A 24,766-nucleotide genomic window follows, 5' to 3' on the forward strand; every position below is an offset into this window, starting at 1 on the left:
TATGAATAGCAAATGGGGTACGAAACGAATAAAAAAACTGTGGTTTAAAATGGAAAATTGATCAATAGATGTCCTCAACATGTTGTTTTATCCAAGTGTTGCATTCCTTGAAGTTGTCGAATATTTGTTCCTCAGGGATAAAATCGGGGATAATATCGATGCGCTCCATCATATATCTTGGCTGTTGTTGTAAATCGACAAAAAGAACGGTGACCCTGTTCTTGTTAAGTTCCTGCAATACATCTTCCATGGCATAGAGACCGGACTGATCCATATATTGCATTCTATCCAATCGAATGATTACATAGGAAGCCGTCTCCGGGATTTGATCGGCCAATAGCTGAAAATCATTTGTCGAACCAAAAAACAAGGGTCCTTTGATATGCTTTATAAATACTTCCTCTTGAAGGTTTTTGGGAAAACCACTCTCATCTGCCCAAGCTTTCTCTTTTTCCAGGGATTTTATGTCAGAACGTTCAGCGGTAAGATCGCCTATCTTTTTCATGAACGTAAGCGAAGCGATGACCAAGCCTATTCCAACCGCATAGACCAAATTCCAAAAAGCGGATAGAACCAATACTACAAGCATTATGACCACTTCCGAACTTAATCTCAATGGGCCTATCTTAATATCCTTGGGCAGGTTAGGAATAGCTCTTAAACCTTTATAATCCATCACGGCAATACCTACGGTGATTAAAATTCCGGCCAAAACCGCCGCCGGAATCTGGGAGGCTATGGGTCCCATAGCCAACAGAACGATTAATAGCAACACCGCGGAGACCATCCCGGAAAGTCTTGTCTTTCCACCGGAGTTGATATTTACAACAGTGCGAATTGTGGCCCCGGCTCCTGGAAGTCCCCCAAAAATAGCGGCCACGGAATTTCCGATGCCCTGCCCTACCAATTCCTTGTTGGGTTTGTGTTTGGTCTTGGTCATATTGTCCGCGACTACGGAGGTCAATAAGGAGTCTATCGCTCCCAAAAGGGCCAGGGTCAGTGCGGTAAAAATGTAGGGGCTTATGGCCCTAAACTTGAAGCCCGTGAAAATTTCCAAATTTGGAATGGGAAACCCTTCCGGTATCTTTTCTATAGGCCTATAGTCCAAATCAAGTGCATAGGCCACACCTGAAACCAATAATAAGGCAACAAGGGTACTTGGTACGGCAGTTGTGATACGCTTAAAGCCGTAAATGATGATTATGGTTATCAATGCCAGGGACAACTCTAACCAATTTATGTTTTGTATGGCCTTAGGCATTACTTTAATAGCACCAATAACCCCCGAGGCCTCCTTTGCGGCCAATGTTTTTGCCTCTTCCAAGATAGTTTCTTCGGTAACCTCGCCCGATCTTGCAATGGTTTCCTTGAAATCCTCCAATACCAAGATACCCTCACCTGCTTCTTCTTTTAAGATATTTTCCAAGATCAATTCCTCGGCCTCAGGTTTAAACGGGGTTACCCAATCCATATCCTCCCTAGGGTAATACCCCAAGGTAGGAAGTATCTGTGTAAGAATAATGATTACCCCGATGGCCGTCATAAATCCCGATACCACGGGATAGGGAATATACCTAATATAACGGCCTATTCCCAATAATCCAAGCCCGATCTGCATAATACCTGCTAGTAGGAATACCGTTAAAATAGCTGGTAGCGCTTTTTCTACACTACCATCATAGACCGCAATGATATTTGCGATTATGACCATACTTACAGCGGTCATTGGTGCTGTAGGGCCAGATATTTGGGTGTTTGTACCGCCGAAAAGGGCTGCAAAAAAACTAATGAAAATAGCTCCGTAAAGCCCGGCACTTGGACCAAGACCCGAACTTACACCAAAGGCCAAGGCCAAGGGGAGGGCAACGATTCCCGCAGTGATTCCACCAAAAAGGTCGCCTTTAAGATCGACGAATAGTTTTTTCATAAACGCACCTTGCCTTTAGAACGGTCAAGGTAGAATTTTTTTGCAAATAAAAGCTGGCATCCCTTTGCCGGCTTGCCCTTGACAATTTTTGCTTTTAGGTCATAAAGGTCACCTTCCCATCCAGTATATCGTACATTGCCCCTACTATTTTTATCTCCCCATTTTCCTCCATTTCTTTCAAGATAGGGCTCATCCTACGTGTATTTTCAATGGTCAATTGTACGTTTTTTTCTGCAACTTTGTTTACGAAATCCAAGTTCCTCGAACTACGAAGATCAATCTCTGCGGGCTCGGTTACTGCTCTAACGGCAGGCCTTATTTTATTCAGAAGAATCGTTAGGTTGCCCATTTTGGCATCATCACATGCTCCTTTCACCGCACCGCAGGCGGTGTGGCCCAAGATGACGACCACTTTTGTGCCTGCTAGTTTACAGGCGAATTCTATACTGCCCAAAACATCTTCATTAACGATGTTCCCCGCTACTCGGGCACTGAATATATCCCCTACCCCCTGATCAAAGATCAATTCCGCCGACACCCTTGAATCGATACAGCCCAGGATCGTGGCAAATGGATATTGCCCGGAAGCCGTATCCCGAACCTGTTCCAACAAATCGCGATTCGCTTTCTTATTTTCCAAAAACCGCTGATTGCCTTCTTGTAATAAAGATATGGCCAAATCTGGTGAAATGGCCGACTGTGTCTCTTTGGTATGCGCTTTCATAATGATGTGGTTTTAAAAGGTTGCGCTTCAATTAAGCATTAAGTTCAATGGTTAGCTAAGCTTTTTGCTCGCCCGGTATCAAAAGCGAAACATTCAACTTTCCCATTACTTCCTTAACATCGGACGCCGTTAAATGTCTTGTTGCGCGGGATTGTTTGTTTATCCGATTCATACATAATAGGTTAATATTGTTTTTGGAAAGATAAGTGGAAAAGTTTTTAATGATATTATCGCTATACTCAAAAACATATTCTATTGTCTTTCTACCTTCCGGTAAAGGTTGCTTTTGCGATGATACGGTACTCTTTATGATTTTAAATGATTTTAAGGGTTTTTGGGCGTGCTGCATTAAATCTTCCGCAAACTCTAGATTACTGGATGGTTTTGGGTTATTCAGCATTCCTAAGGTTACTTCTTTATTAGGCTCTAGCTTGTTGTTATGGGGAGCGATCATTATAGTCCCGTTATAGCGATTCAAGATAAAATCTGTAATGCCATCGCCCATAAGATTAAACGTTTTGGATTTTCTTTTGCCCAGTACCACCACATCCGGCTTTTGTTCTGCAAGGTACTCCCCTATTTCGCTTTTTACATTTCCGAACGCAAACGAATAGGTAATGCCAACATCGTACTCCTGGGAAATGGAAGTTGCCAGATTTCGCATTTTCTTATTGATGGCCTTGTGTTCGCTATTGATGGTTCGCATGGCCGATAATTGATTGTCCATCTTTACAATGTCCGTAGGCTTTTTTACGGAGAATATTTCTATCCGGCCATTGATTATTTTGGCAACACTAACGGCATTCTTTAGTATTGCAGCTGAAGATTTGGTCAAATCTGAAAGAACAACAATTTTATATTGTTTTTTTTTCATGACGTTCAGTTCAAACTTAAGTTCGACTTTGGTCTTTTTTCAAAGAATTCGATAAAACTGGACGGGTTTTCTACAGTGCCCCGTTTTGATACCAACTTTATGTCAATATCCCGCTCCTTGGCCTTGAACGCAAAATCTTCCAAAATTTCAATGATATCGTTGTCCAAGTATCTGGTATTAAGAAGATTTATTTCTAAATAGGTATCCCTTGGCAGGCTGTCCAATTCTTTTAGAATGGCCCCTTTGTTAAAGAACGTCACTTCCTCGGCAAGGGTCATTTTAATCTTGTGCTTTCCATTGCTTTTATCCTCAATATGCAGAAAATGGGAATTTTGATAGCTTTTCAATAAAATCACCACGATACCTACACCTAGCCCAAGACCGATACCTACAAGCAAGTCTGTAAATATGATACCTAATATCGTGACAAAAAATGGGACGGATTGTTTCCAACCTAGTTTGTACATTTTTTTGAAAAGGGAGGGCTTTGCCAGTTTGTAGCCAACAATGAACAGAATCGCGGCCAACACCGATAACGGAATCATATTTAACAATCTAGGAATCAGTATTACCGAAATCAATAGCAAAAAACCATGTATTATTGCCGACATTTTTGTTTTTCCACCGGATTGTATGTTTGCGGAACTTCTTACGATTACTTGCGTAATGGGCAAACCTCCGATCATCCCGGAAAGGATGTTTCCTGTACCCTGGGCCAACAATTCCCTATTGGTCGGCGTAACCCTCTTCTCAGGATCTAACCTGTCCGTAGCTTCCACACATAGCAACGTTTCAAGACTGGCTACCAGTGCTATGGTGAATGCGGTTATCCATATCTCGGTATTTCCGATCTGCCCAAAATTCGGAAAGCTGAACTGCGCCAAAAAAGACGAAGCATCTTCGGGAACGGGAACACTGACCAAGTGATTCAAAGCTATTCCCCAAATTTCACTGTCCCTGGTCAGAACGTAGAAAAGTATTCCGACTATAACAGCAACAAGGGGCCCTTGTACCAGCTGGAAAAATTTACCTTTTTTGGAAAGCACGCTGTCCCAAAGAATTAAAATGGAGAGACCGATAACGGCAATTAATGTTGCTCCAGGGCTTATATTGTTGAAAGTATCGATGATTTCGGAAAAAGTATTTTTCCCGTCCACTTGGAAAAATGCGAAATCGCCTTCGGGATCGGGGTCGTACCCAAAAAAATGTGGGATTTGCTTTAGTATTATAATGATTCCGATGCCTGTAAGCATACCTTTAATAACCGAAGATGGAAAATAATAACCTATTACACCTGCCTTCAAAAATCCAAAGACCAACTGAATTACTCCACCAAGAACCACGGCGAGCAAGAAGTTTTCAAAGCTGCCCAAAGCACCGATTGCAGTTAAAACAATGGCGGCCAAACCGGCCGCCGGGCCACTGACCCCAATATGGGAGCCGCTTAAGGCCCCAACTACTATGCCTCCTATAATACCGGCGATAAGACCGGAAAATAAGGGTGCTCCACTCGCCAGCGCAATACCAAGACAAAGAGGAATGGCCACAAAAAATACTACAATACTTGCCGGCAGGTCATTTTTTAGATGATTGAACATGTTATTTGAGATGTTTTGTCTTCAATACACTTTGAAGACCGGTTAGGCGGAAAAATATAATGGGTTGAAAGCAACAATCTTAGCTCTTCCGTTCGGGAGGGGGGAGTAGAATCTCCAAGTTAAAATCATTATCGCCCAAGGATTTATGAATTCCGGTCATCCACGTTTTGGATTGTGCCTGAAGCGAAAAAAAATGACGGGGTTTGTCGTTGATAATGTCTTCCTCGGCCTGTATCTTTTTAGCGGCTTCTTGCTGCTCTTCCTCATTTAGGTTGACAACGATAACCTGATCATCGCCGGTTAGGGAAACCACACTTGGCATCACTATACCAAACAGCCATATGGAAAGCATTAGTTTACGGGCAAACATCTTCATTTTGGAAGGTATTAAGACAAATATAATAGTAATGCTATTGCTAGATTGTTAAGGAAAGTTTAAAAATCCTTGAGCATCTTAATGTCCGTATCCATTAACCATCCCGTTTTACCGTCGCCGATCCGTATCTTTTTCCAATCGTTAAGGGAGTCTAAAACATGAATTTTAGTTCCTTCATGCAAAGTGAAGACTTCTTGACTTCTAGTGTTCGGCTCTGATTTTACGGTTACTTCTTCCGAAAAAATAATAGCAGGCCTATCCCTTTTGAAGTCATTGTACTGAATAAAGGCGAAGGTCATGGAAATTAGGGCTATGATCAAGGAAATCATACCGGTGATAAAGGCAATACGTTTACGGGACGAATATCTGAAGTAAAAGAATGCAATGTATAGGAGCACGAAGAGGATAGTGAATAACACGGCGGTGACGGCCCATTGATCGAAGGAAAGGAGCCCGGTTATTTTGTTGTAAATTTTTGATAATCCCGTTTCCGGCATTTTTTCGATTGCGTCCAACGTCATATTTTGGGCATAGGCCAGATTATTCCGAATTTCCGGGTCATTGGGCTTCAAAAGCAATGCCTTTTCATAATAATATATGCTGGGAGCGATTTGATTGATCTTGTAATAGGAATTGCCCAGATTAAAATAAAGTGCCGCCGAGTGTTTCCCATTATCCAAAATTTCCAAATAGTGGGTGATGGCCGTTTCGTAGTCCCCTTCGTTATAGGCCGACGTGGCTTGTTCAAAGATGGCTTCATTTTGGGCATATGACCAAAAGCCTATCCAAAATAGTATGAAGCCTGCCACTCCTTTCATCCGTATTACAATTGTTTGTCCAAATATGAGATTACTTCGCTGGCCTTATTATAATCCTGATGCATCTGTACGTCCGAGAAAGGGCTGTAGCGGGCCATTTCACAATTTTTAAGTAGGCCAATAAAGCCATCCCTGGTGGTTTCGTCAACATTTTTTTGTGCCAACAACGCCCCTATTTTGTCCTTACTGAATTCTGATGTCTCTATTTTAAGCTTGGCCTTTAAATAATGATGCAGGGCCTTTTCCAGGGCAATATAAAAATCCTCTTTGTTCCCTAACTCCTTTTTTGCCTTGGAAAGGTATTTTTTTGCCAATTTGTTTCTTCTTTTAATTCTATTTCCGATAACATCACTAGCGATGGCCTCGCGTTTTTTTCCAAATACGACCGCTGAGGGAATCAATAAAAGAGGCAATAGTAGCCAAAGGTAAAAACGTGTTGACCCAAAAAAATAATCGGTGCCGATCGCCTTCAGATCAGGTTTAAGCTTTATAAAGTTAAATTGGCTACCTGTAGCGATTACATTTCGCTTAGTTGTTCCCACAACGGTATTGTTTGCTGCTGCAATATTGGCCGGACCTTGAATTACATCGATAAGGATTTCATCCGAATCCAACCTTTTATATTTTTCAGTTTTAGGATCAAAGTAGCTAAAGGAAATACTTGGAATGGGATACTTGCCCTTAAAGGAGGGCACTATCGTGTAGTTGTTGCTCACCTTTCCCTGCATGCCGGACAAGGTAGTGCGGACCTTTTCATCAAATTCAGGCTCATATACTTCCAGTGAGCTAGGTAGATCGGGTTCCGGTAATTGGAACAGTTTTAGATTTCCCTTTCCACTGACCTCTACTTTGGCCTGCAGGGATTCCGAAGCATTTAGTTGGGTCTTACTTGTGGTTACCGAAAAATCAAAGCTTCCCACGGCGCCGCTGAAGTCGGCCGGTTTTCCTGCAACGGGTAGTTCCTTTGCATTTATGGTACGTCTTCCTGCCGAAACCGTCTTATTGGTCTGTGAGTAGATACGATCCCCGAAAAAACCGCGCTTATTGGTCGGTACCTCCAAGCTAACTTCCAAGGACAGCGGTTCTATTTCCAATTTTCCTGCCTTTTGAGGATAAAGTACTACCCTTTTCAATACTACATATCTAAAAGCTTTTCCCTTATAGGTGCCATTTTGTGGTACAGGTCTGGAAACCGGAATATCCTGGCTCCAGAAGTTGTTGTATTTTGGATTATCCAAAGGCCTATAATTGGTAATACCGATCGTGGAGGTAAAATATAATTTATAGACAACGCTCAAAGGTTCATTTAGATATGGACGGGTCTTGGAAACCTCGGCCACCAAAAACAAACTTTCATCGGCAATATCGTCCACGGTCATCTGGTCGCTGGGTTTGTCAACGGCGGCCTTTACCTCCACTTGCTTTGGAAGTGATTTATAGACTTCACCACTGATCGTAATGGTCGCTTGCTTTATGGTGAATTTTCCCCGAGCGGTAGGGGCCAAAGTATAGGAGTAGGTCTTGGAATAACTCCGCTTTCCATTGATCCAGGAGGAGCTTATGGATTGGGATGGCCCCATGAGCACCTTAAAACCTTCAAAATCAGGCGGATTGAAGTTGTCCCCATCCTTATTCATGGTAAAGTCCACACGCAAGCGTTCGTTGATTCCCAATTTTTCCTTGCTGAGATTCATGGCAAAGGTTACCGCATCCTTATCCTGCCCCTGAGAAACAAAGACCACACTTAAAAAGAATATTAATGAAATATGTTTAAAGTTTTTGGGCATTACCAATCCTTTTCATTTTTCACCTTGGCGCCTTTTACTTTTTTGGCGTCAATTTTTTCCTGTACCTTTTTTTCCTCGTTCTGCATGGCCTCCAACAGGTTCTGTATTTGTTGTTTGCTCAACTGACTGGGGCGTGGTTGCTTTTGTTCCTCGGGCTTTTCTCCTTGATTGGGCTGTTTTTTCTGTTCTTCTTTTTGATCCCCGTCACCTTCTTTGTTATCCTCCTTTTTCTCATCGCCCTGATCCCCCTTATCCTCTTGATCCTTTTGTTCTTGATCTTTATTTTCCTCTTTGTTATCCCCTTCGTCCTTGTTATCCTGATTTTGATCTTGTTGGTCTTTGTTGTCCTCGTTTTGATCGTTCTGCTCCTGCTCTTTTTTCAAAAGCTCTTTGGCCAATGCCAAATTATAGCGGGTCTCCTCATCCGTCGGAACATTGCGCAAAGCTTCCTTGTAGGCTTCCACTGCCTTTTGGTAGTCTTTGCGTTTCATGAATACATTTCCCATATTGTGGTAGGCCCTATGTTTGTCCGGTTTGTTCTCCGCGATTTCACCCGCCTGTTTAAAACGTCCAAAAGCCTCGCTGTATGTTTCTTTGTTATAGTATGCGTTACCCAAGTTATAGGGTGCCGCTACGTTCTTACTGCTTTTGGAGATGGCTTTTCTATAATCGACTTCGGCCGTAATGAAATTGTTTTCGGAAAGTTCCTTATTGGCTTCCCAAGTAAGGTTTTTGGATTCGGTCAAGGCACTTTCATCCATTTGCTGGTCTTCTTGGGCAAAGGAAAATACTCCAAGGACTAAAAATAGATATACCCAAATGTCTTTCATAATATCTTTTGTATTCACTTTCAACAAATAAAAGAAAACGAAAAAAAGAACATAGAACCTATGATTTAGAAAACTTTAATAGTACCTCTAAACCATTTTGTATTCCCTATTCTTTATGCTCATTGAACAAATCTAACTTTTTAAGCCATCTTGTTTTTCTGTCCAGGACAAAGATGTCCAAAAATAAAAATAACAATCCGGCCCCTAAAAACCATTGAAATTGATCCTTGAACTCCGCAAACTGCTTGGCCTCGAATTCGGTCTTGTCCATTTGATTCAATTGTTCCCTAATAAATTCCACTGCTTCCTCTGTGTTGGAACCGTTTATATATTCACCATTGCCTTCATCCGATATCTCTTCCAAAATCTCTTCGTTCAATTTGGTAATGACCACCTCTCCCTGGGCATCTTTTTTTAAACTTTCTACAATTCCATTTCGTTTAAGGGGAATAGGGGCGCCCTTAGTTTTGCCTACCCCGATCGTAAAAATACGTATGCCCTCTTCAACCGCTTCCTCAACCGCTTCCAAGACAGAATTTTCAGAATGGTCCTCCCCGTCGGAAATAATGAACAACACTCTATTGGTCTGTTCGTCGTCATTGTAATAGGTAGTAGCGAGCTCTATGGCCTCATTGATGGCCGTTCCTTGGGACGTAAGCATATCCGTATTCATATTTTGAAGGAACATTTTTGCGGCACCGTAATCCGTGGTAATAGGCAATTGCGGAAAAGCCTGTCCTGCATAGGCTATGATGCCAATCCGATCACTTGCCAATTGGTTAATGATTTCGGATACCAATCGCTTTGATTTTTCCAAACGATTTGGGGCAATGTCCTCCGCCAACATGCTTTTGGATACATCCACGGCAAAAACAATATCTACCCCTTCCCGTTTTACGGTCTCCAATTTTGAACCGATTTTAGGGTTCACCAACCCTAAAGCCAAAAAAGAGATACCAAGGGTAAACATCAATAATTTTAGGTAGGATTTGAAGTCGGATTTGTCCGGGGTCAATCGTTTTAACAAGGACAGATCCGCAAATCTTTTCTGGGTTCTTTTTTTCCAGAATTGCAGCATAAGGAATAGAACGATCATCACCGGAATGATGAACAAGAGATAAAAGTATATTTTTTCGTCTAACTGAATCATATCTTATACTAGGCTAAGACCAGTCAAGCTTTTAAGATCTGGCCTGTTCTGCGATTAAATAAAGCTCCTAAAAAGGGTATTTCGTAAAATCCATTCCATTACAAGCAAAGCCCCTGCCAAAAGGACCCATGGCCTAAATTTTTCTTCGTACCTATAATATTTGAACTCTTCTATTTCGGTTTTTTCCAACTTGTTTATTTCGTCATAAATGGCCTCTAACTTTTCATTGTCAGTGGCCCTAAAATACTTTCCTCCGGTGGCCTTGGCAATATTCTTCAACAAATCCTCATCAATTTCCACCTGACGCATACCATATCGAAAAGAACCATCCGAATTATAAGAGATAGGTGATAGGGCATTGCCATTGGTTCCCAAACCTATGGTATATGCTTTTATGCCAAATTCTATGGCAAGCTCTGCGGCCGTCTGCGGCTCAATAAATCCGGAGTTGTTTACGCCGTCCGTCAGTAGTATGATTACTTTACTTATGGCTTTGCTTTCCTTTAAGCGGTTGACCGCGGTGGCCAGTCCCATTCCAATGGCCGTACCATCGTTCAATTGTCCATAGGTAATTTCGCGCAATGCACTCAACACTATGGATTTGTCACTTGTTATCGGAGTCTTGGTATATCCTTCTCCGGCGTAGGCCACCAGTCCTATACGATCATTGGGGCGCTCTCGAATGAAATCCGCGGCCACCTCCTTAAGGGCGGAAAGCCGATTGGGTTTTAAGTCCCTGGCCAGCATGCTTGAGGAAACATCAATGGCCATAACGATGTCTATCCCTTTTGTAGTCTTGGTCCGTGTGGATACATCTTCGGTCTGGGGGCGTGCCATGGCAATTATGATAGCGGCCAAAGCAAGCAGACGTAGTGCGAAGAGCGTAGGCTTCAATTTTGGAAGAAGGCTATTTACCGTAAAGCCTTTGATGCTCGAAATTTTGAGGGAAGCTACCTGTTCCTTTCGCCTAAAAAAATACCATAGAAGGGCCAATGGAAGCAACAAGAGCAACCAAAAAAACTCGGGATTCGCAAAGGACACGTTGTCTAACATTTATACCTCCGTTTTTACTTCCAGTGTTTTTAGCATCCTATCCACAATTTCTCGGGCATAGGTGTCATCATCCAGCCAAGTTAGAAGAATCTGCTGTTGAAAGCCTTTCCCTCCAAAACTTAGAATCACATATTCGCCTTTCACCAAATCGTTGGATTCCGGGACCTTGAATTTTCCACTTCCATAGGTCTTGATACCCTTAACTCCGCTAATGGTCGTGAACTCCTCCTGTTTGGTAATTATATTTTTTGCACCATTACGCTCAAAGTTTTGGATCAATTGCTCAATGGTCTGCTCAAACTCTGGTTCAGCAGGTTGCGTAAAGGTAGTGGACGTAGCGGCAATGGTAAATAGGGCATCATCATTCCGGTAGGCGAAGGTCTGTAATTCTTTTACTTTGTCCTTGGCTTCCGGCGGAATCTTGGTTTTTTGACGAACCAGTACCTTTGGAGCTTCTAAATTTATAGGAGGGTACCCATATGAACTGGATATCCATTCACCTTCCAAAAGTCTTTTTGAAGGATGCCTTGTAACGGTATCCCAAACATATTTTGGGCCGTAATAGACCGATAGGGAAGCCATGGAAACCAATAGTGCCCCTAAGGCGATACCCCCTGCCAAAATCCATTTTTTGCGATGCGCCCTACGGGCAAGTTCTTCTTGGTACTCCGCTTGCTCCATGAGCTCTTCCTCGGTAGGTTCAGGGAGTGCCTCATGGGTTTTTATGACTATTTGCTCAATGGATTTCCTGTCCTGCTCTGCTACGGATGTAGGAGGTTTGGAACGGGCAAATTTCACCAGATCGGCGGTCTGTAATATTTTTTTAAAATGTCCCAGGGTGTCATTGTCGATTTTCAGCTCCCCGGCATCCTTTAATATTTCCAACTTTGTAATGAGCTCGTCCGTTGTACTTTCAAGGGCGGTTACATTAACATCTTCTTCCAAGTAAGATCGAACAATATTGGTCAATTCCGAGTAGTACTGTTTGTATTCGTCCTGGATGAGATATTTTGAATTTTCCAAGCGTTTCAACTCCAAAAGCGCCCTATCATACGGGGGCAATAAAGCTTCTTTTTCAGCTTCGGTCAATGGCTTTTTTCGAAATATGAACCAATAGACAAGTCCGCCAAGTATCACCAATATCAAGAGTACGATTAAAAGTATTTTCCAGAAACGGGCATTGTTTTTCTCGACGACCATCAACTCCTTGATGTCGTACATTTTTTGGGCTACGGTATCTACTGGGATTGTAGCTACCTCAACACGTAAGGAATCCGTAAAATACCCTTTGCCGTTAATGTCTATACGTTGGGCCGGAAGTTTATAGGAACCCGAATCGAATTGCGTAAGTGCATAGGTCTTTTGCAGGGTAAGTCGATTTTTTTTTCGGGTAGTATCGGTTTTAAAGGCCTCTACGGTCTCCAAGGGCGAGAAGGTCTGTCCTTCTGGAAAAATGACCTGGGCCGTCGTATCGGCTTCTACGGTGACCGTAAACCGAATCTGTTCCCCGATTTTTATGAACGCTGTATCGACTTGGGAACCGACCTTTGGATCGGTTTGGGAAAAACAGCCAAGGGAGAAGGCAAAAACAGACCAAAGAAAAAGGCATCGCAACGGGTGCGATGTATAATTTCTCATATGTGATTTTTCATTTTTCATTTCCGTTACCCCCTGCGTTTGAAGTAGCCCAACAGTTTCTTTACATAGCTTTCGTCCACACGACAGCTTAGAATACCACAACCCGATTTGGTAAAGGTCTCCTCAAAATACGTTACGCGCTCTTTGTGATAAGCTCCATAGGCAGCCCGTACCTTTTTGGATTGGGTATTGATCAGGGAAACGGTACCTGTCTCGGCATCCTGCATCTGTACCATCCCAAGATTGGGAATATGCTCTTCACGTTCATCATAGACTCGAATACCGGTGACATCGTGTTTGTTGCCCGTAATCTTTAAGGTTCTTTCGTAATCGTCCGCCATAAAATCCGATAACACAAATACAATTGCCTTTTTCTTTAGCACATTGGAGAGGTATTTTAAGGCTTCCGCAATGTTGGTCCGATTGCTGCCTGGCTTAAACTCCAATAATTCCCGAATAATCCGGAGCACATGGCTTTTCCCTTTTTTGGGAGGAATAAAAAGTTCTACCTCGTTGGAGAAGAGTATCAAGCCCACCTTGTCATTGTTCTGAAGGGCCGAAAAAGCCAAAGTAGCCGAAATCTCCGTAATAATTCCCTTTTTGAACTGATTGGTAGTCCCAAACAACTCGGATCCACTTACATCTACCATGAGCATCATGGTCAATTCCCGCTCCTCCTCAAATACCTTTACAAAAGGTTCATTGTATCTGGCCGTTACGTTCCAATCAATACTTCGTACATCATCACCAAATTGATATTGCCGTACTTCACTAAAGGTCATACCACGGCCTTTAAAGGTAGAGTGGTACTCCCCACCAAAGATGTGGTCGGAGAGACGACGGGTCTTTATCTCTATCTTGCGAACCTTTTTAAGTAATTCCTTGGTATCCATTTCTCCAGTTAGCGTATAAATGGCAGAAAGCAGTTGCTATCAGGGAAGTCTTAAAAAACACTACCAACGACAACTGCGAGCTGTCCGCTGGTTTAGGGTACTTCAATCTCGTTTACGATCTTATTGATGATTTCCTCGGAAGTAATATTCTCGGCCTCGGCCTCGTAGGTAATGCCGATACGATGACGCAAAACATCATGTACTACGGCCCGTACATCCTCAGGAACTACATATCCCCTACGCTTTATAAAGGCAAAGCATTTGGCGGCATTACCAAGATTGATACTTCCTCTTGGTGAAGCGCCGAAACTGATCAATGGCTTCAGATTTTCCAAACCATACTTTTCGGGATATCGGGTAGCGAACACAAGATCAAGAATGTACTTTTCAATCTTTTCGTCCATATAGACCTCACGTACCGCTTTTTGGGCACTAAGGATTTGCTTTAAAGTGACCACGGGGTTAACGGCATCGTAGGCTCCCGCCAGGTTTTGGCGCATAATCAATTGTTCCTCGTTCATTTTTGGATAATCGATTACGGTCTTCAGCATAAAACGGTCTACCTGAGCTTCGGGCAACGGATACGTACCCTCCTGTTCAACGGGGTTTTGCGTAGCCATTACCAAAAAAGGCTTGTCCAGCATAAAGGTCTCATCTCCGATGGTAACCTGCTTTTCCTGCATGGCCTCCAACAGCGCGGATTGCACTTTGGCCGGCGCACGGTTTATTTCGTCAGCCAGTACAAAATTTGCAAAAATAGGACCCTTTTTAATGGAGAAGTCATTCTCCTTGATGTTGTATATCAAGGTTCCCACGACATCCGCGGGTAAAAGATCGGGAGTAAACTGTATACGGCTAAAGCTTCCCTTTACCGCTTTGGCCAAAGTATTTATGGCCAAGGTCTTGGCCAATCCGGGAACACCTTCCAAAAGAATATGACCCTGTCCCAAAAGTCCGATAAGCAATCGTTCTACCATATGTTTTTGGCCAACGATTACTTTGTTCATTTCTAACAGCAGTAGGTCTATAAAGGCACTTTCCTGGGCAATCTTCTCGTTCACAGCGCCGATATCTACGGTAGCATTTTCTTCCATAAAGCTTTATTAGTAATTGTTTATCAATAGGTTGGTTTTATAGCATGGCGCAAATTGAAGATTTATTTATTCATTGCCTGTTAACGATTGGTTAAAAATTACGGAAACCCCCAAGTTTTATAAAGTATTTAGGGATTTCTTTTTAATTTCAACGCTTATGAAAAACACAACCAAGTATTCCCGTATTATAGCCGGAGCCATGACTTGGGGCCAGTGGGGAAAACAGCTTTCAAAAAATGAAATAGCCGATTTAATGAACCATTGCCTGGACGTGGGAATAACCACCTTTGACCATGCGGATATTTACGGCGGATATACCAATGAAACCGATTTTGGGGAAGGCTTTGTCCAAAGCGGGATTGCACGCGAAGAAATACAACTTATCACCAAATGTGGCATCCAATATGTTTGCGAGGCAAGGACGAACCGCATAAAACACTATGACTATTCTTCGGAATATATCATATGGTCCGCGGAACAATCGCTGAGGAACCTACAAACGGATTATGTGGATCTTTTTTTATTGCACAGGCCGAGCCCATTGATGCGGCCGGACGAGATAGCCGAGGCCATAGGAAAACTTAAAAAAGAAGGTAAGATCAAGGAATTTGGCGTATCGAACTTTACCCCTTCGCAAATCGCACTCTTGGAGACCCGGGTTCCGGTTTCAGCAAATCAAATCGAGTTTTCATTGACTGCTGAAGGAGTAATGTACAACGGTACTTTGGATGATTGTATGGCCCATAAAAGGACGGCCATGTCATGGAGTCCACTAGGAAGTTTTTTTAAAGAGGCAAGCGAACAAACGGAACGCATAAAAAGTGTTATGGCACCAATGCAGAAAAAGTATGATGCCACGCCCGATCAATTGTTATTGGCTTGGATCATGGCCCATCCCGTTAATATACATCCCGTAGTGGGGACAACGACAAAAAACAGGTTGGAGGCCGCTATCAAGGCCCGGGAAATACAACTGGATCTAGAGGATTGGTTTATATTTTTGGAAGCGAGTCAAGGACATAAGGTACCTTAAAAATCTATAATATGGTCAAAACAGTATTGATAACAGGCGCCACAAGTGGTATTGGAAAAGCCACGGCGGAACTTTTTGCAGAAAACGGATTTCGTCTTATCCTATGTGGAAGGCGTACGGAGCGATTGGAGAGACTAAAGGAAAAATTAAGTGGCAACACGCAAGTACATATCCTGAGTTTTGATGTTAGGGATCGAAAGGCCGTTTTCGATGCCATTGACTCATTACCGGACGATTTTTCAAAAATAGATATCCTGATTAACAATGCGGGGAACGCCCATGGCTTGGATCCCATAGATAAGGGAAACATCGATGATTGGGATGCTATGCTGGACATTAACGTGAAGGGGTTACTCTATGTATCCAAGGCTGTGATACCACAGATGGTTGAAAGAAAATCGGGGCATATCATAAATATTGGATCTATTGCCGGAAAAGAAGTATACCCCAAGGGGAATGTGTATTGTGCCAGTAAATATGCCGTGGATGCCCTAAATCAGAGTATGCGAATCGATTTAAATCCCTACGGAATACGGGTAGGTGCAGTAAATCCGGGAGCTGCGGAAACGGAGTTCAGCAATGTACGTTTTAAGGGAGACGATGAAAGGGCCGATAATGTGTATAAGGGGTTTGATCCCCTGACCCCCATGGATATAGCCGAGACCATACTTTTTGTAGTCACCAGACCGGCTCACGTAAATATTCCGGATCTTGTTGTTACCCCAACAGCACAGGCTTCTGCCACTATTTGGAATAAAAATTTGTAAGTTGGCATATGTCCTTATAATATGATAGCTTCAATATGAGAAAATGATCAACAAACGCCTTCTTGTAAAAAACCTTCTCGCCCACAACGACGAGAACAGTTTTTATGACAAAAAGCGTATTATCGATATTGGCCAAAGGGAGGGCAAGGCCAAGTTTTTAAAACATGTTTGTGCTCTGGCCAATAGTAACCCCAAGAATAATTCCTTTATCGTCATTGGGGTAGAGGATGAAGACAACAAAATTGTTGGGGTCGATTTTTTTGATGATAGTAAGATCCAAAACTTGGTCAATGCCTATTTGGATAACCCGCCCCTAATTTCCTATGAAAACATTCCCTTTCCACACTTGCCCGAAGACAAAGTGGTAGGGCTGGTAACGATCAAATCCAATGGTAAGGTGTGTGCACTTCGCCGGAATATTTGGAAATACTATGGTGGAGCGGTTTTTTTTAGGGAAGGAAGCATAAGCCTTCCCAAAGCCTTCGATATTGAGCTAAAGAATATCAATTCCGAGGCCGTGGCCACTATAGAACAGCACGCCCGCAATAATATTGAGCTTACCTTGGATGGGGTCATTGATTTTATCAATTACAGGCACAAAGACCTAGAAAGTGACTATAAGGTTTTTAAGGAACAGTTTGTGGTTTGCTGGGCGGGGAAGAAAAAAAAAGTGCGAAACAAAACATACTATTCCAGGGTGGACATTGAATTGATCAACGAACAAGTGAAGTTGTTTTACTCCATTTTCGATGAGGTTACCCTAGCCTATGACGAAAGTTCATTTACCACTATGGAGTATGTACAGTTGGGGCTGGGTAAAAAACAAACATACTACCCCTTGGAGAAAGTGGTCATCACCTTTGAGGAAAATGGCACCTACCAAATTCAAAGCGACCTCGTTTTTGAACCGCCCCAGTACAACAAAAAAACACTGTTCCATATCTATAATACAAACAATGCGCTACTTCAGAAAATAGAACGGAACAGTACCTTAAAACCATCCGAGGAAATCGATTTAAAACATCTCCCGGACACCTATTTGATCTGTTATCTTAATGGATTTGAAGAGGCCAAGGAAAGAATGGAGGCCGCTCGACCCTTACTAAAAAAACAAGATGGAAAAATTTATCGTTCCCTAAAGGAATCCCTACGTATTTTGAGAAAAGTGAGGTATAGCTGATTTGTCCAAATGCTATTTCTTTAATTTTTTTCCAGTGATTTCCTGACCTGCCTGAAGTAAGGTAACACTCTCTACTTTTCCATCCCCATTTTTGTTAAAGGTAAGTTGGGCTTCTACAACCTTTAAATAAAAAACATTATCTGACTTTGGAAAAATCGGAAATTCCGGTTGCCCGGTAGCCTGTGTCTTTAATTGATTTCTATCCTTCGAAACCGTAAGTATAAAATTAGGGTACAATTCATATCTGCCGATATAGGTTTCCAGGATTTTTTCATCCACAACTATTTCTTCGATAATATTCTTAGGATCTATCCCCAACTCCGTTAAATTTTTGATAGCTTCTAGATTTCCTGGATTCAATTCTACGGCTTTCTTATAATTGATGATGGAGGTCTCTTTATCGCCATGTTTCAATTGTGCCTTACCATAGCTGGCATATACATTGGAAGAATTTGGAAAGGCTTCAATATTCAATTTGAATATGGCGAGGGCCTTTTCCATTTCTTTTTTCTTTAAATACCGGTGCCCCAATTTGCTTAATTGTCCCTCCGTGAAATCAAATTCTTCGGCTTTGTTTTTCTTTAAATCCCAATAGTTGCTTATTGCAGCTTCAATTCCTAGTGTATCCATTATGTTTTGCAACTTGACTCCAATGGAAGGTTTTATTTCGTTGAGTGGGGAGTCGGGATGTAAGATGTGAATTCCAATGTCATCAACACCTGTATTTGAATTGGAAAGCACCACAACACCTCTGTCTCCACCCTTAATGAACCCGGCAAAAGTACGATAGCCGCCCGTACCCCCATTATGCCAGATAATTTCCAAATCATCCACTACCATGGTATGCCAACCCAAACCTACAATTGGACTTTCCCCTTCCTTTCTTGAATTTTGATGGGCCAATTGCATGGCAGGATAAAGATTACTTTCCTTAATCCCCATGTTTGTCGCTAAATAGTCAAGCATATCGACCGCGCTGGAACGGATCGCCCCCGCCCCTGCCAAAGTAGGGATGTCCCAATTTTCGACTTCTACTCCACCACTGTGCCCCATAGCTAGATTTTTCTTCATTGAAGCTGTAAATGAAATTCGGGTATCGTTAAGACCTAGTGGTTCGGTAATTCTTTCTATCAACAACTCCTCATAGGTAGATTCGTTTTTATCCGCCAAAATATGACCCAAAAGGCCCATAGCGTAATTGGAATATTCATATTGCGAGCCGATTTTCCGGGGAAGCTCATAATTCCCTAAAAAGTCATACAACTGCTTCTCCGAATAATCCGCGAAGGGGTTTGCCGGATTTGAAGGATTGAAATTGGAAGGCATTCTTGGCAATGAGGAGGTATGATTGGCCATATGGATCAACCTGATGGATTCCCCGTTTTGTGTAGGCGCAGTGACTCCCTTTGGGAGATACAGTTGTAAAGGGTCTTCCAATTTCATTTCATTTTTCAATACCTCATCCGCCAATAAGATTCCTGTAAACGTTTTTGAAATGGAACCTATCTCAAAAATGGAATATTCATCTACGGCCTCCATGGTATCCAAAGATTTTACTCCGTAACCAAAATAGCTTTCGCTTTTGTTGTCTATGAGTCCCACTATGATACCTGCATTCATACCATTATCGACCCGTAATTTTATGTTGGCCTTAACTTCTTCGGATAGAGGGGTCTGTGCTTGGCAAGCGCCGAGGGCTACGACAAGATAGCCTAGGGCTAATAATTTTTTTAACATGATGTTTGTTTAGGGGTTGCAATTTTTTAGTTTCAATGGAAGTTAAGAGGTCATTCCTCCATAACCTTTATAAGTTCGTTAATTTTTTCGAGCCTTGGATTATACACGGTTCTAATAATCCATTTGAAATAGAAATGAGTAATGATGGCTGTGATCAGGAATATACCAATATTCGCCGCGAACCTTCCAAATCTAATAATATCCCCCAAGTAGAATCCTAAGGCAAAAAGGATACATCCAGTTATGGGCGGTAATATGTACCAATAAATTGCAGAACCCGTTAATTTTTTGTTTTGCTCCAAATAGGTTTTCCATTGATTCAGGTAATCCAGATAGTTTTGGTCTTGCTCTTTCGGTTTATCCCGTTTTATCTTTCTCAAAAGGAACATATACCAGATACTCCAGGTAACAATCCAAAGGGAGGCAATTTTTGAAAGGAGCGGAGGCACCCGATAAATATAGTACAAAAATACAGGTACAATAATGATAACCGCTATTTGCTCTATTAAGATGCCATACTTGGCAAGACGACCAAGACCGCGCAAACTTGACTGCAAATCCAGTATTAACCTGGATTTTTCAAATTTTACCTGCTCCACTCTAGGGGAGGACTGCCAGATTTTTATCAATTCATCTTCTATCATGACATTCCGTTTATACAGTTCAACAATTTGGTCTTTATCCGTTTTATCTTAACGGCCACGGTGTTCTCCTTGAGACCGGTTATGCTCGAGATCTCCTTATAAGGAAGCTCTTCCAAATACAGGGTAATCACCGCCTTTTCCGCATCGTTCAGCATTTTGATACAGCTCCTGAGCTTCATCAACTTCACATCCATAGCATTGTCCCGACTTTCGTTTTGGAGGTTGATTATACGAATACTGTCCAGCCGGAGCATCTTCCTTTGCTTTTTCATTTCCTTGGATTTAATGCGAAGACACACATTAAGGGTTATTCTATACATCCACGTCCCTATTGAAGCGTTTTCTTTAAAAGAGGGTAAGGCCCTCCAAATATTTATCAACACCTCTTGAAACAGATCCTGGGTATCATCGGAATCCTGGGCATAGACGGAACAGATGCGAAACAGCTTCTGACGATGCTCTTCCAAAGCATTCAAAAAAGTGTCCTTAAGGTGTTTGTCCATAGGTTTGGCCGGTCTCCAATACATTAGTTACCGACATTTTAAAAATATGACAAGTCAGAGTCATTTTTTTTAAAAAGGGAGATGGAAGTCATGTAAAGCTCAGGTTCTAGCCAAAAACCTGCTCGTAGCCCGGAAGTGAAGGGATAGCCCCAAAACCAGTGGTAGTGATTGCCCCGGCCACATTGGCCTTTTCGACCATTTTGGTCAATACCTCAAAATCGTCCAAAACCGCCGAGGTCTTGTCCAAAGTGGAAATCTGGTATAACAGGCAACCTATAAATGCATCACCGGCTCCCGTGGTATCCAACGGAGTTACAGGAATACTGGGGATGGTTTTCCTTACGCCATCGGTACTTAAGAGGGTGCCCCTGCCACCCAAGGTTATGGTAATGACCCGGGCACCTACATCATGTAGAAAATCGCAACAAGCTTCCAAATCTTTTTTCCCGGACAGCAATTGGGCCTCTTCCAGACTAAATTTGCACAAGTGCGATTTTTCTATAAAGGGCATACATTTTTTTACGAAGGTTTCTTCCGCATCACGCCATAAATCTCCGCGATAATTGGGGTCAAAACTGATAAAGGAATCCTGGGTAAGGGCATCGAAAAAATAACGGCCATAGGCCTCTTCCAGGTCACCACCAAGTAGAGCGGTCGCCGCTCCCAGATGCACCATATTTCCTTTGAAATCTTTTTTTACCGAAGAGTCGTATTTCAGTTTTTTATCGGCCCCACGGCTGAAAACAAAATCGCGTTCCCCATCTTCGGCCAGGGATACAAAGGCCAAGGTGGTGAAAGTTTTACAACGTTGTGCCAAGGAAACATCCACATTGTTTTCCTTGAGTACATCCAATAAAAACGTTCCAAAAGGGTCTCTGCCTACACTACCGATAAACTTACCCTTTCCCCCTAATTTGGAGATGGCACAGGCCACATTTGCCGGAGCACCCCCGGGTTTTTTGACAAAGGTATTTGCTTTGGAGAGGTCGTTGCCCTGGCCTTCCGCCACAAAATCGATTAAGAGTTCTCCGATACAGTAAATGGATTTCATTGTAGTGAATTGGAAAATCCAAGGTAATGACAAACCGTTTCATGTCCCAAAGTTTTCTTGGATTTTTCTTGATGGAGAACAAACCATGAACGTCCGTACCAATAACTATGCTTCTTTTATGGCTACCAATGCCTAGAATTGCCCCGCATGAAAAAAGCGCATCTTATTTGAAGATGCGCTTTTTGTTTTTATGTTGGGATATGGGTCACCCACATTTGGAAGACCCACAATCCTTACAAGTAAGACAACCTTCCTGATAAACCAGGTTTGTGGATTTACAATTATTGCATTTTTGCCCCTTGGCCATGGTGCCGTCGGCTACATAGCGTTTTAAGGCCCTGGCCACGCCATTTTTCCAAGTATTTATCTGTTCACTATCCAATTGTAGGCTGTTGATAAGGTCTACTACCTTTTCTATGGCCATGCCGTGGCGTAAGGTACCGGAAATCAATTTGGCGTAGTTCCAATATTCCGGGTTGAACTTATGGGAAAGCCCTTCAATGGTGGTTTTGTAGCCCCGCTTGTTTTTGTATTGAAAATCATATCGCGAGGTACCATCCTCATTTCTGTTTTTAATGATAAGGCCATCCTCTACCCAACGGGGAAGTAATATACCGTCTTCATCATCCGAAAGACCTGTAAAGATTTCATAAGGTCTATCTTCTATTAGACCAATAAACGCGATCCACTTTTCCTTATTATTCTGAAATCGGACTACATCCGCTTCCAGTACCTGTGGGCGTTTGGTAGGAAAAGGACTTGGGGACTCTTCCTTCTGCTCTTTTTCGCTACTGGAAATAAGAACCCCGGAGCGCGAACCATCACGGTATACCGTAACCCCTTTACAACCCACGCGCCAAGCCTCTAAATAGAGTTGACCAACCAGTTCTTCGGATACATCATTGGGGAGATTAATGGTGACGCTTATGGAGTGGTCCACCCATTTCTGTACGGAACCCTGTAATCGCACTTTGCTCAACCAGTCCACATCATTGGAAGTGGCCCTGTAGTAGGGTGATTTTTTGACCAAGGCATCAATCTGATCCTGATCATAGTTTTTTTCGGTATCTATGCCGTTTGCTTCCATCCATTGCTTAAAACGATGATGGAAAACCAAGTACTCCTCCCAAGAGTCTCCGACCTCATCCACAAAATCTACCCGTGTACCATTGTCGTTGGGGTTTACTTTTCTACGGCGTTTATAGACCGGAAGGAATACCGGTTCGATTCCGGAGGTAGTCTGGGTCATTAAACTAGTAGTGCCGGTCGGCGCAATGGTCAATAAGGCAATGTTCCTTCGCCCATGTTCCAACATTTCGTAATACAGTTTTTCATCGGCCTCCTTTAATCGTAGGATAAATGGATTTTGTTTTTCCCGATCGGCATCGAAAATTCCAAAGGCACCACGATCCTTGGCCAAATAAACGGATGAGCGGTAGGCCTCCAGGGCAAGACATTTATGTACGGAGATGGAAAAGGCATTGGCTTCCTCACTACCGTACCGCAGCCCTAAGGCGGCAAGCATGTCCCCTTCTGCAGTGATGCCTATTCCGGTACGGCGACCCTCCCTGGCCTTTTCCCGAATTTTGATCCAAAGATTGCGTTCCACGGCCTTGGTTTCCTCCAATTCCGGGTCAGCATCTATTTTGGCAAGGATTCGATCTACCTTTTCCAATTCCAGATCAATAATGTCATCCATGATACGTTGTGCGGCCGCTACGTGTTTTTTAAATAGTTCAAAATTGAACTTGGCCTTTTTGGTAAACGGATGCTCTACGTAGGAGAAAAGGTTTATGGCCAAAAGGCGACAAGAATCATAGGGGCAAAGTGGGATTTCACCGCAAGGATTGGTGGAAACCGTTCGGTAGCCCAAATCCGCATAACAATCCGGTACGGATTCCCGGATAATCGTATCCCAGAATAGTATTCCCGGTTCCGCGGACTGCCAAGCATTATGAACGATTTTATTCCATACTTGCTTGGCATCTATTTTTTTGAAGGCCTTTGGTTCTGAGGAGTGTATGGGAAATTTTTGGATGTATTCCGAGTCCTGTTCCACGGCCTGCATAAAGGTATCATCCATACGTACGGATACATTGGCACCGGTTACCTTGCCCTGCTCCATTTTGGCGTCAATGAAATCCTCGGCATCCGGATGGTTTATGGATACCGATAGCATTAATGCCCCCCTTCTGCCATCTTGGGCCACCTCTCGAGTGGAATTGGAATAACGTTCCATAAAAGGGACAAGACCCGTGGAAGTCAATGCCGAATTCTTTACCGGGGAGCCTTTTGGCCTAATATGTGAAAGGTCGTGGCCTACCCCTCCGCGACGTTTCATTAATTGCACTTGTTCCTGGTCTATTTTCAGTACTCCGCCATAGGAATCGGAATCACCATCGTTCCCTACCACAAAACAATTGGAAAGGGAAGCAATCTGAAATGGATTGCCAATACCGGCCATGGGACTGCCCTGAGGTACAATGTATTTGAAATTTTTGATCAGCCCATAAATTTTTTCCTCGCTCAAAGGATTCGGATATTTTTTTTCAATCCGCGTAATTTCCTTGGCGATCCTTCGGTGCATATCGTCCGGGATCCGTTCATAAATATTCCCCTGGGAATCCTTTAGGGCATATTTGTTTACCCATACCCTGGCGGCAAGGTCATCATTATTGAAGTAGCTCAAGGAAGCCTCAAAAGCTTCCTGCTGCGTATAGATTCTCGAAGGAGTTTTCACGGCTTTAAGTTGCATTTGTGATAGATTAAAGGTTAGGAGTAGTTGAACAATCGCATGTAAAATTACTCAAAAGTGAAATAATCGAAAACTGACAAAAGTCATAAAGTATACAAAAAAATATGTTTAAATAATTGAAAATCAGAAAAATAAAAATTTATCAACAGCAAAAAGTTGACAAAAAAATGAAATTGTTGGTCTTCGGAATAAATTATTTAGTAGCTGTATATACTTTGGATTGTACGTGCACATCGACCATTTTAATGTCTACCAAAACTGTTGTTATGAATTTGTTTTAGATGCCAAGCTTATTTTACTTTATGCTTTGCACGTTTGCAGGAAATCTGTACCT

The 24,766-nt window shown here is 42.6% G+C and carries 21 protein-coding genes; 3 read left to right on the forward strand and 18 right to left on the reverse strand.

The genetic code is table 11. The annotated features are described in order from the left end of the window. Positions 1-61: 61 nt before the first annotated feature. The 13 genes from ACO06Y_RS06485 to ACO06Y_RS06545 form a co-directional block, all read right to left on the reverse strand. On the reverse strand, positions 62-1,927 hold the full coding sequence (locus ACO06Y_RS06485; RefSeq protein WP_422083016.1) for a SulP family inorganic anion transporter: 1,866 nt from the start codon (positions 1,925-1,927) through the stop codon (positions 62-64). A gap of 94 nt (positions 1,928-2,021) precedes the next feature. After that, complete coding sequence (locus ACO06Y_RS06490; RefSeq protein WP_422083017.1) at positions 2,022-2,651, reverse strand: carbonic anhydrase family protein; 630 nt, start codon at positions 2,649-2,651, stop codon at positions 2,022-2,024. A gap of 55 nt (positions 2,652-2,706) precedes the next feature. Then, positions 2,707-3,525, reverse strand: coding sequence for a universal stress protein (locus ACO06Y_RS06495; protein WP_422083018.1), 819 nt, complete (start codon positions 3,523-3,525; stop codon positions 2,707-2,709). A 5-nt stretch (positions 3,526-3,530) separates the two neighbouring features. After that, positions 3,531-5,123, reverse strand: coding sequence for a SulP family inorganic anion transporter (locus tag ACO06Y_RS06500; protein ID WP_422083019.1), 1,593 nt, complete (start codon positions 5,121-5,123; stop codon positions 3,531-3,533). Positions 5,124-5,202: 79 nt separating this feature from the next. Continuing rightward, complete coding sequence (locus ACO06Y_RS06505) at positions 5,203-5,499, reverse strand: hypothetical protein (protein ID WP_422083020.1); 297 nt, start codon at positions 5,497-5,499, stop codon at positions 5,203-5,205. A gap of 59 nt (positions 5,500-5,558) precedes the next feature. Beyond that, a complete protein-coding gene (locus tag ACO06Y_RS06510; protein ID WP_422083021.1) occupies positions 5,559-6,317 on the reverse strand; it encodes a tetratricopeptide repeat protein in 759 nt (252 codons plus the stop codon). Between the two features lie 5 nt (positions 6,318-6,322). Next, positions 6,323-8,104, reverse strand: a complete 1,782-nt coding sequence (locus ACO06Y_RS06515; protein WP_422083022.1) for a BatD family protein — start codon at positions 8,102-8,104, stop codon at positions 6,323-6,325. Then, positions 8,104-8,934 (reverse strand): tetratricopeptide repeat protein, encoded by an 831-nt coding sequence (locus tag ACO06Y_RS06520; RefSeq protein WP_422083023.1) that lies wholly within the window; start codon positions 8,932-8,934, stop codon positions 8,104-8,106. Before ACO06Y_RS06520 ends, ACO06Y_RS06515 begins: the two co-directional genes overlap by 1 nt. A 106-nt stretch (positions 8,935-9,040) precedes the next feature. After that, positions 9,041-10,084: a VWA domain-containing protein gene (locus tag ACO06Y_RS06525; protein WP_422083024.1), complete on the reverse strand. Its 1,044-nt coding sequence runs from the start codon at positions 10,082-10,084 to the stop codon at positions 9,041-9,043. Between the two features lie 54 nt (positions 10,085-10,138). After that, on the reverse strand, positions 10,139-11,137 hold the full coding sequence (locus tag ACO06Y_RS06530) for a vWA domain-containing protein (RefSeq protein ID WP_422083025.1): 999 nt from the start codon (positions 11,135-11,137) through the stop codon (positions 10,139-10,141). Next, a complete protein-coding gene (locus tag ACO06Y_RS06535) occupies positions 11,138-12,775 on the reverse strand; it encodes a BatD family protein (RefSeq protein ID WP_422083026.1) in 1,638 nt (545 codons plus the stop codon). It lies immediately after the preceding gene. Positions 12,776-12,801: 26 nt separating this feature from the next. After that, on the reverse strand, positions 12,802-13,668 hold the full coding sequence (locus ACO06Y_RS06540) for a DUF58 domain-containing protein (RefSeq protein WP_422083027.1): 867 nt from the start codon (positions 13,666-13,668) through the stop codon (positions 12,802-12,804). 92 nt (positions 13,669-13,760) lie between these two features. After that, on the reverse strand, positions 13,761-14,762 hold the full coding sequence (locus tag ACO06Y_RS06545) for an AAA family ATPase (protein WP_422083028.1): 1,002 nt from the start codon (positions 14,760-14,762) through the stop codon (positions 13,761-13,763). A 157-nt stretch (positions 14,763-14,919) separates the two neighbouring features. Between ACO06Y_RS06545 and ACO06Y_RS06550 the strand changes: the two genes are divergently transcribed. Genes ACO06Y_RS06550 through ACO06Y_RS06560 form a run of 3 tightly spaced genes read left to right on the forward strand, consistent with a single transcriptional unit; the run spans position 14,920 to position 17,742 of the window. Beyond that, positions 14,920-15,795, forward strand: a complete 876-nt coding sequence (locus ACO06Y_RS06550) for an aldo/keto reductase (RefSeq protein ID WP_422083029.1) — start codon at positions 14,920-14,922, stop codon at positions 15,793-15,795. A gap of 11 nt (positions 15,796-15,806) precedes the next feature. Then, positions 15,807-16,562, forward strand: coding sequence for an SDR family NAD(P)-dependent oxidoreductase (locus ACO06Y_RS06555; protein ID WP_422083030.1), 756 nt, complete (start codon positions 15,807-15,809; stop codon positions 16,560-16,562). A gap of 43 nt (positions 16,563-16,605) precedes the next feature. Beyond that, entirely contained in the window at positions 16,606-17,742 is a 1,137-nt protein-coding gene (locus ACO06Y_RS06560; RefSeq protein ID WP_422083031.1) for an ATP-binding protein, read from the forward strand. Positions 17,743-17,754: 12 nt separating this feature from the next. On the opposite strand, the gene ACO06Y_RS06565 is transcribed toward ACO06Y_RS06560, so the two are convergent. The 5 genes from ACO06Y_RS06565 to ACO06Y_RS06585 all read right to left on the reverse strand — a co-directional run bounded on the left by ACO06Y_RS06565 (position 17,755) and on the right by ACO06Y_RS06585 (position 24,432). Further along, the gene (locus ACO06Y_RS06565; RefSeq protein WP_422083032.1) at positions 17,755-19,479 is read right to left on the reverse strand and encodes a serine hydrolase; all 1,725 of its coding nucleotides are present in this window, start codon (positions 19,477-19,479) and stop codon (positions 17,755-17,757) included. Between the two features lie 50 nt (positions 19,480-19,529). After that, on the reverse strand, positions 19,530-20,123 hold the full coding sequence (locus ACO06Y_RS06570) for a hypothetical protein (protein WP_422083033.1): 594 nt from the start codon (positions 20,121-20,123) through the stop codon (positions 19,530-19,532). Next, on the reverse strand, positions 20,120-20,626 hold the full coding sequence (locus tag ACO06Y_RS06575; protein ID WP_422083034.1) for an RNA polymerase sigma factor: 507 nt from the start codon (positions 20,624-20,626) through the stop codon (positions 20,120-20,122). Before ACO06Y_RS06575 ends, ACO06Y_RS06570 begins: the two co-directional genes overlap by 4 nt. A 106-nt stretch (positions 20,627-20,732) precedes the next feature. After that, positions 20,733-21,677: a carbohydrate kinase family protein gene (locus ACO06Y_RS06580; protein WP_422083035.1), complete on the reverse strand. Its 945-nt coding sequence runs from the start codon at positions 21,675-21,677 to the stop codon at positions 20,733-20,735. 205 nt (positions 21,678-21,882) lie between these two features. Then, positions 21,883-24,432 (reverse strand): adenosylcobalamin-dependent ribonucleoside-diphosphate reductase, encoded by a 2,550-nt coding sequence (locus ACO06Y_RS06585; protein WP_422083036.1) that lies wholly within the window; start codon positions 24,430-24,432, stop codon positions 21,883-21,885. Positions 24,433-24,766 lie beyond the last annotated feature (334 nt).

The organism is Ulvibacterium sp., from assembly GCF_965228935.1.
Classification (GTDB): domain Bacteria; phylum Bacteroidota; class Bacteroidia; order Flavobacteriales; family Flavobacteriaceae; genus Ulvibacterium.